Annotated in this window: 9 protein-coding genes and 1 pseudogene; 7 read left to right on the top strand and 3 right to left on the bottom strand. The window is 66.0% G+C overall.

Going from position 1 to position 6,503, the window contains the following annotated elements:
- A partial coding sequence (locus U0988_RS12065) for a hotdog fold domain-containing protein (protein WP_322292875.1) occupies window positions 1–440 on the bottom strand: 440 nt, incomplete at its 3' end.
- Window positions 441–580: 140 nt separating this feature from the next.
- On the opposite strand from U0988_RS12065, the gene U0988_RS12060 reads away from it, so the two are divergent.
- Complete coding sequence (locus U0988_RS12060) at window positions 581–1,285, top strand: alpha/beta fold hydrolase (protein WP_304816518.1); 705 nt, start codon at window positions 581–583, stop codon at window positions 1,283–1,285.
- A gap of 22 nt (window positions 1,286–1,307) precedes the next feature.
- Here U0988_RS12060 and U0988_RS12055 read toward each other — a convergent pair whose 3' ends face one another.
- Window positions 1,308–1,634, bottom strand: coding sequence for a hypothetical protein (locus U0988_RS12055; protein ID WP_322292874.1), 327 nt, complete (start codon window positions 1,632–1,634; stop codon window positions 1,308–1,310).
- Here U0988_RS12055 and U0988_RS12050 point away from each other — a divergent pair.
- The 6 genes and pseudogenes from U0988_RS12050 to asd all read left to right on the top strand — a co-directional run.
- Window positions 1,608–2,078: pseudogene (locus tag U0988_RS12050) on the top strand (HRDC domain-containing protein); the annotation flags it as partial. The gene U0988_RS12055 and the pseudogene U0988_RS12050 overlap by 27 nt on opposite strands.
- A gap of 69 nt (window positions 2,079–2,147) precedes the next feature.
- Window positions 2,148–3,071: an SPFH domain-containing protein gene (locus U0988_RS12045; RefSeq protein WP_322292873.1), complete on the top strand. Its 924-nt coding sequence runs from the start codon at window positions 2,148–2,150 to the stop codon at window positions 3,069–3,071.
- Between the two features lie 18 nt (window positions 3,072–3,089).
- Window positions 3,090–3,302 carry a toxin-antitoxin system HicB family antitoxin gene (locus U0988_RS12040; protein WP_322292872.1) on the top strand — a complete coding sequence of 71 codons (213 nt, stop codon included), beginning with the start codon at window positions 3,090–3,092 and terminating at the stop codon, window positions 3,300–3,302.
- Window positions 3,292–3,549 carry a hypothetical protein gene (locus U0988_RS12035; protein ID WP_322292871.1) on the top strand — a complete coding sequence of 86 codons (258 nt, stop codon included), beginning with the start codon at window positions 3,292–3,294 and terminating at the stop codon, window positions 3,547–3,549. Before U0988_RS12040 ends, U0988_RS12035 begins: the two co-directional genes overlap by 11 nt.
- Window positions 3,537–4,529 (top strand): right-handed parallel beta-helix repeat-containing protein, encoded by a 993-nt coding sequence (locus U0988_RS12030; protein ID WP_322292870.1) that lies wholly within the window; start codon window positions 3,537–3,539, stop codon window positions 4,527–4,529. The genes U0988_RS12035 and U0988_RS12030 overlap by 13 nt, the downstream gene beginning before the upstream one ends.
- A gap of 50 nt (window positions 4,530–4,579) precedes the next feature.
- Complete coding sequence (gene asd, locus U0988_RS12025; protein WP_322292869.1) at window positions 4,580–5,437, top strand: archaetidylserine decarboxylase; 858 nt, start codon at window positions 4,580–4,582, stop codon at window positions 5,435–5,437.
- On the opposite strand, the gene ribA is transcribed toward asd, so the two are convergent.
- Complete coding sequence (gene ribA, locus U0988_RS12020; protein WP_322292868.1) at window positions 5,434–6,471, bottom strand: GTP cyclohydrolase II; 1,038 nt, start codon at window positions 6,469–6,471, stop codon at window positions 5,434–5,436. The two genes, asd and ribA, sit on opposite strands and share 4 nt — an antisense overlap.
- Between the last annotated feature and the right edge of the window lie 32 nt (window positions 6,472–6,503).

Below are 6,503 nucleotides of genomic sequence, written 5' to 3'. Positions count from 1 at the left end.
TCGACGAAGCGCAACGGGACGTCGATGTCCTGCCCGCTGGTGATGGCCGAGAAGTCGGGGATCTCGGTCCACTCGGCGGTGACGGTCAGGCCGCCGGTCGACATGGCCGGGTAGCGCACGTTCATGCCCACGGGGATCCAGCGGTGGGTGGCCGGCACGGTGGCCTCGGCGAGCACGCCCATCGCCATCTCGGCCAGGTTGAGGGCGGCGATCACGTGGAAGGTGCCGATGTGGTTGCGGTTGCCCCACCAGCCCGGGCCGCGCACCTCGCAGCGTCCGGGCCGCACGTCCACCACGTGCGGGAGGACGGTGCGGAAGTAGGGGGCCTTGAGGCTCACGGCCGCGCTGAACAGGCGCGAGCCGAAGGGCAGCCGGGTCGCCTTCTGCCAGAGGCGGTGCAGGGAGGTGTCCGGACTGTCGCCAGGGGTGTTGTTCGTCATGGCGGAGAGGTTACCCGCCAGTAAGTTCGGCATGAGCGGCACGCGCGCGATAGCCACGACGGTGAGTGGTTGCCATCACACCGCGGCGGCCCTAGGGTCGTCAAAACTGAAGTTGGTTCGATGCTTCGATCGGGGTCCTGATGTCGTTTCTTCTTGTGCACGGTGCGGGGATGGGTGCGACCAGCTGGGAGCGGCTGATCCCGCACCTGAACGGGCCGGCAGTGGCGGTGGACCTCCCCGGGCGGGGAGCCCGCGCCCATGTCGACCTGCGCTCGGTGACCCTGGACGACTGCGCGGCGGCGATCGTCGCGGATGCCGTCGACTCGGGGCTCAGCGACATCGTCCTGGTGGCGCACTCCTTCGCCGGGGTCTCCGTTCCGCGGGTGCTCGCGGAGTTGTCGGAGCGGGTCGCGCACGTGGTGTTCCTCTCGGCGGTCGTCCCTCCCGACGGTTCCAGGGTCCTGGACGAGATCGACCCGGGGGTGCGTGAGGCGGTCGAGGCGTCACTCGACGGCGGCGTCTACCGCCAGGACCCCGCCGCCGTCCCCGCGATGCTGTGCAACGACATGACCCCGGAGCAGACGCAGTGGACCATCGGGCAGGTGGTCGAGGACGCCGCGGCCCTGTTGTCGGAACCCGTTGATCTCAGTGGCCTGGCCGTGGACGTGCCCCGGACCTATATCCGGCTCACCCGCGACACGTGCTACACGCCTGAACTGCAGGCTCGTTCCGCCGACCTGGTCGGCGGTGGCACGGTGTTCCTCGACTCAGGGCACATGGCCATGGTGTCCATCCCCGAACAGCTCGCCGAGGTGCTGAACGGGATCGCCGCTCGCCAGGTGTGATGTCCGGGCTCTTCGTCCGGCCTCAGGCGAGGATGCACGTCCCCTGCCTGAGGAGTTCGTGGAGCCGGGCCTGGTCGGCGTCGGGCTCGTCGACCCAGCGCCGGTACGCCGAGAGTGCGATCCCGAGCGCGGCGTGAGCCGTGGCGGCCGGGATCAGATCGTGCACGGTCTCCCCGCGACGCGCGGCCACGAACTCCGCGACGGCCCTCCGCCAGTCCGCGTACATCAGCGTCGAATGGGCCTGGAGTTCGTCCACCCCGAGCAGTAGTCCCATCCGCAGGCGGTGCACCTGGGTCTCGGAGTCCGGGAAGGTGTTGAACGCGACGAGCGAGTCCGCCAGCGCGGTCATGACCGATTGAGCGTGTTCGGCATTGTCAGCGAGAGCGAGGCGGCGCTGCTCCAGCCCCTGTCCCGCGCGTTGCAGGCTCGGGGGGCGCTGGTTGCCACCGAACATGGCGGGCTCGCGCTTGGCGGCAATGCGCGCGCGATCCTGAAAGGCGAGGAGACAGTCGAGATCGTCCTGGCTCCGCCCCGCGAACGGGGCCGGAGACGCGGCGCCGCGGTCGCCAATCCGGTCGGCGATCCCCTGTTCGAGGCTTTGCGCGAACTGCGCCGCGATCTGGCGGCGGAGGCACAGATGCCGCCCTATGTCATCTTCCACGACGCGACCTTGCGCGAAATGGCCAGCGCGCGGCCTTCAAGCCTGTCCGAACTGGGCACGATCGGCGGCGTCGGCGCGAAGAAGCTGGAAGCCTATGGAGACGCGTTCCTGGCGGTAATCCGGCGGCATTGAACACGGCGATTGACAATCTCTTCTTCTGATATAAATATGATATCATAATTATATCGAAGGAGATTCGTTATGTCGGTTGAAAACGGGGGCCACCGGGGCAAGATGAACGTCAGCCGCGAGAGGGGCGCGACCACCTATAGCGGTTATATTTTTCTCGTGATCCTATTGATCGCCGCAAGTCTGGCGGCATGGGCGGTTATTGGCGGCGTGCCGCAATACGGGGCGACCAAAGCCGACAAGCTGATCTTTGTCGGCACCATGATCGGCTCGCTGTTGGGCATCCTGATACTCGCCAGCGGGTTCTTCATGATCCAGCCCAACCAGGCGGCGGTGATCACGCTGTTCGGCGAATACCGCGGAAGCGAACGGACCGAGGGGCTGCGCTGGATCTGGCCGTGGATGATGCGCAAGAAACTGTCGGCACGCGCGCACAACGTCCATTCCGACCGGGTGAAGATCAACGATCTGCGCGGCAATCCGATCGAGATCGCCTGCAACGTGGTGTGGCGGGTGCAGGACACTGCGCAGGCCAGCTTCGATGTTGACGATTACAAGGAATTCGTCAGCATCCAGATCGAAGCCGGCCTGCGAACCGTCGGCGCGCGCCATCCCTATGACGATTTCGAGGGCGAAGCGGTTACGCTGCGCGGCGGGGCGGATGTGATCAACCGCGAACTGCTCGAAGAACTGAACGACCGGCTTGCCGTCGCCGGGATCGTGGTGGACGAAGCGGGCCTGACGCATCTGGCCTACGCCTCCGAAATTGCCAGCGCGATGCTGAAACGCCAGCAAGCGGACGCGATCATCGCCGCGCGGGCCAAGATCGTGCTCGGCGCGGTCGGCATGGTCGAGGATGCGCTGAACAAGCTGAGTGCTGACGGCATTGTCGAACTCGACGACGAGCGCCGCGCGGCGATGGTCTCCAACCTGCTGGTGGTGCTGTGCAGCGAACGCGAGACGCACCCTGTGGTCAATGCCGGCTCGCTCTACTGAGCGCGGGCAGGCTGAACTATGTCCAAAAAGGCCTTTGCCCTCAGGCTCGATCCGGCAGTCCATGCCGCGATCGAGCGGTTGGCGGCGGCCGAGCTGCGTTCGGCCAACGCCCAGATCGAGATGCTGCTGCGCGAAGCTTTGGACAAGCGCGGCATCCAGGTCGCAGATGCACGACAGCCTCGGCGCGGCCGCCCGCCCGGAAGGAAAGGAGAAAATCCCGATGCTGCATAAGTTTCTTGAACCCGGATATTGGTTTGCACCCAAGAAATTGGGTTACGGCGCCGGTCTGCCGATTGCATGGCAGGGATGGGCCTTGCTGCTGTCCTACATGGCTCTGGTGATCGGCATTGGCGTGTTCATGAGTTCGCTCGGCGATTCCGGCATTGCCGCGGGAGTAGCGCTGATTTTCCTCGTCACGATCCCGTTTCTGATGATCGTCAAACGCCGCACCGAAGGCGGTTGGAAATGGCGTCCTTGACCATCACTGCCCACCGGGGCTTTCCTCAAGGCCCGTTCTCCCCAGTGGGCGGGATTTGCGCTGCCCTTGCCCTTGCCGCCATTCCGCTCGCTGCCGTTTTGGCGCAATCTTCGGCACCCTTCTCGATAGCCGAAACGGGCAGCAGTTTCGCGGCTCTGCAGCTGGCGGTAAACGCCATCGGCAATGGCAGCGGCACCATCGTCATCGCACCGGGCACCTACCGCCAATGCGCGGTCCAGACCGCCGGCTCGATTTCCTATCGTGCGGCCGAGCCGGGCAGTGTGATTTTCGACAGCGTTACGTGCGAAGGCAAGGCGGCGCTGGTGTTGCGCGGGCGTGACGCCAGTGTCTCAGGTATCGTGTTCCGGGGAATGGCAGTGCCCGATTTCAACGGCGCGGGCATCCGGCTGGAGCGGGGAAACCTCACCGTCGCGCAAAGCTGGTTTACCGACAGCCAGCAAGGCATCCTGTCGGGCGATGACCAGAATGGCCGGATCGTGATCGACACATCCACCTTCTCCGGCCTCGGCACCTGCGAGGGAGCGGGCGGCTGTGCGCATTCGGTCTATGTGGGCGATTACGGCCATCTGCGCGTCACCCGCAGCCGGTTCGAGAAGGGCCGCGGCGGCCATTATGTAAAGGCGCGCGCCGCCCGGGTGGATATCGCCTCCTCCAGCTTCGACGACAGTGCGGGGCAGCACACCAATTACATGATCGACCTGCCCGCCGGGGCCACGGGCCGGATTACCGACAACTGGTTCGTCCAGGGGCAGAGCAAGGAGAACTACTCGGCCTTCATCGCAATCGGCGCGGAAGACAGGTTGCACGACTCCGACGGGCTGGAGATTGCCGGAAACGATGCCCGTCTCGCGCCGTCGGTGCGCCGCAGCACGGTCTTCGTGGCCGATTGGTCGGGCGCGCAGCTGGCCATAGGGGCCAACACTCTGGGCACTGGTCTGAAGGCCTTCGAACGGCGCTGAACCCGTCTAAAGGATTGAGCTTGCCGGGGCAGGCCGATAGGGCAGGGGGCATGGCCATTTCCCCTTTCATCTGGTTGCAGCATCTTGCGCCCCAGCACGCGCTGTCGCGAGCGGCGGGGATGATCGCGCGGGGCCGGAACCGGCGGCTCAAGGATGCGCTGATCCGGCGGTTCATCCGCGCCTATGGGGTGGACATGGACCAGGCCGAATTGCCCGCCGCCGATTATCCGACCTTCAACGATTTTTTCACCCGCGCGCTGAAACCCGGCGCGCGCCCGATTGCGGATAGCGACGCCTATATCGTCAGTCCGGCGGACGGGGCGATCAGCCAGCTTGGCCGGATCGAGGGAGGCCGGATCGTGCAGGCCAAGGGGCAAAGCTACACCGCCGAGGAACTGATTGGCGGCGATGCCGAACTGGCCGCCCGGTTCGACGGCGGCCATTTCATCACCATCTACCTGTCCCCCAGCGATTATCACCGCGTCCATATGCCGGTCACGGGAACCCTGAGGGAGACCACCTACATTCCCGGCGCGCTGTTTTCCGTCAACACCGTGACCGCCGCCGCCGTCTCCCGCCTGTTTGCCCGTAACGAGCGTCTGGCCTCCATCTTCAACACGGCCGAGGGCGCGGTTGCCAGCGTGATGGTGGGCGCGATGATCGTTGCCAATATCGAGACCGTATGGTCTGGCCCCGTCACGCCGCATGGCAAGCGGGTAATCCGAACGCGCTATTCCGGGGGCGACGCACCGCAGTTGGAAGCCGGCGCGGAAATGGGCCGGTTCCTGCTCGGATCGACCGTGGTGCTGCTGTTCGAGCCCGGCAGGATCGAATGGCTGGATGGGCTGAAACCGCTGGATACCGTCCGCATGGGGCAGGCCCTCGCGCGGAAAATCACACCCGGTTAATCGAGCAAATGACCTGAGCGGTCGCGCTTGGTGCCCAGATAGCGGGCGCTGTGCGGGTTGGCGGGCAATTGATGCTGCACCCGTTCGATGACCCGGACACCGGCTTGTTCGAGAGCCACCACCTTGCGCAGATTGTTGGTCATCAGTCGGACGTCCCTCACACCCAGCAGTTCAAGCATCCGCGCGGCTGTGCCGAAATCACGCGCTTCGTCGGGCAAGCCGAGCCGCTGGTTCGCCTCGACGGTGTCGAAGCCCTGATCCTGCAACCGGTAGGCTCGCAGTTTGTTGACCAGCCCGATGCCGCGCCCTTCCTGCCGCATATACAGCAGCACGCCCCAGCCGCCGCCGCGCGCTTCCTGCGCCATGGCCGCCAGCGCGGCATCCAGCTGCGGGCCGCAATCGCATTTCAGGCTGCCCAGAATATCGCCGGTCAGGCATTCCGAATGCAGCCGGACCAGCGGCGCCCGCCCGGTCATCTGGGTGCCGATCACCAGCGCGATGTGTTCGCGGGTGTCGTCGGCGCTGCGAAAGGCAACGATTTCGGTGTCTTCACAGGCGGCAATCGGCAGGCGCGCGCGGGTCGCGATGGTCAGCTTTGCAGTGTCGGACCAATGCGCCAGATCGCCGGGTGCGACCGTCTGCGCCTCGCCGATACTAACGGGATCGACCAGAAAGGCGGGCAGGATACCGGCGAGCCGCGCCAGTTCTAGCGCCGCTTCCGCTGCCGCTCCCCACTCGATCGCGTCGGCCTTGAAGGGGCCTTTCAGCGGGCTGGCCAGATCGAGCGCGGGATCGGCAATCGGGCGGGCAGCGGCAAGGGTGAACGGCTCCGCCCCGTGGATCAGCACCGGCGCGTGCGGCGCGGCCGCCTCGCGCTGGTTGACCAGTTTGAGCGTCGCGGCGCGGGCGGAGGAAATCAACATTCGCCCGCTCTGCGCCCGTGCATCGATCGCGGTTTCAACCGGCAGCAACACCGGCCCGCCTTCCATCCGCAGCGGCCAGCCGTGGCGCAAGGCATCGATCGCCTGCGCCACCCGCCGGGCCGGAGAAGGAAGAGGCGGGGCTG

It is taken from the genome of Allopontixanthobacter sp., assembly GCF_034376665.1.
Classification (GTDB): domain Bacteria; phylum Pseudomonadota; class Alphaproteobacteria; order Sphingomonadales; family Sphingomonadaceae; genus Allopontixanthobacter.
The sequence above is the reverse complement of the archived record's forward strand: the minus strand, read 5'-3'. Positions and strand labels throughout refer to the sequence as shown.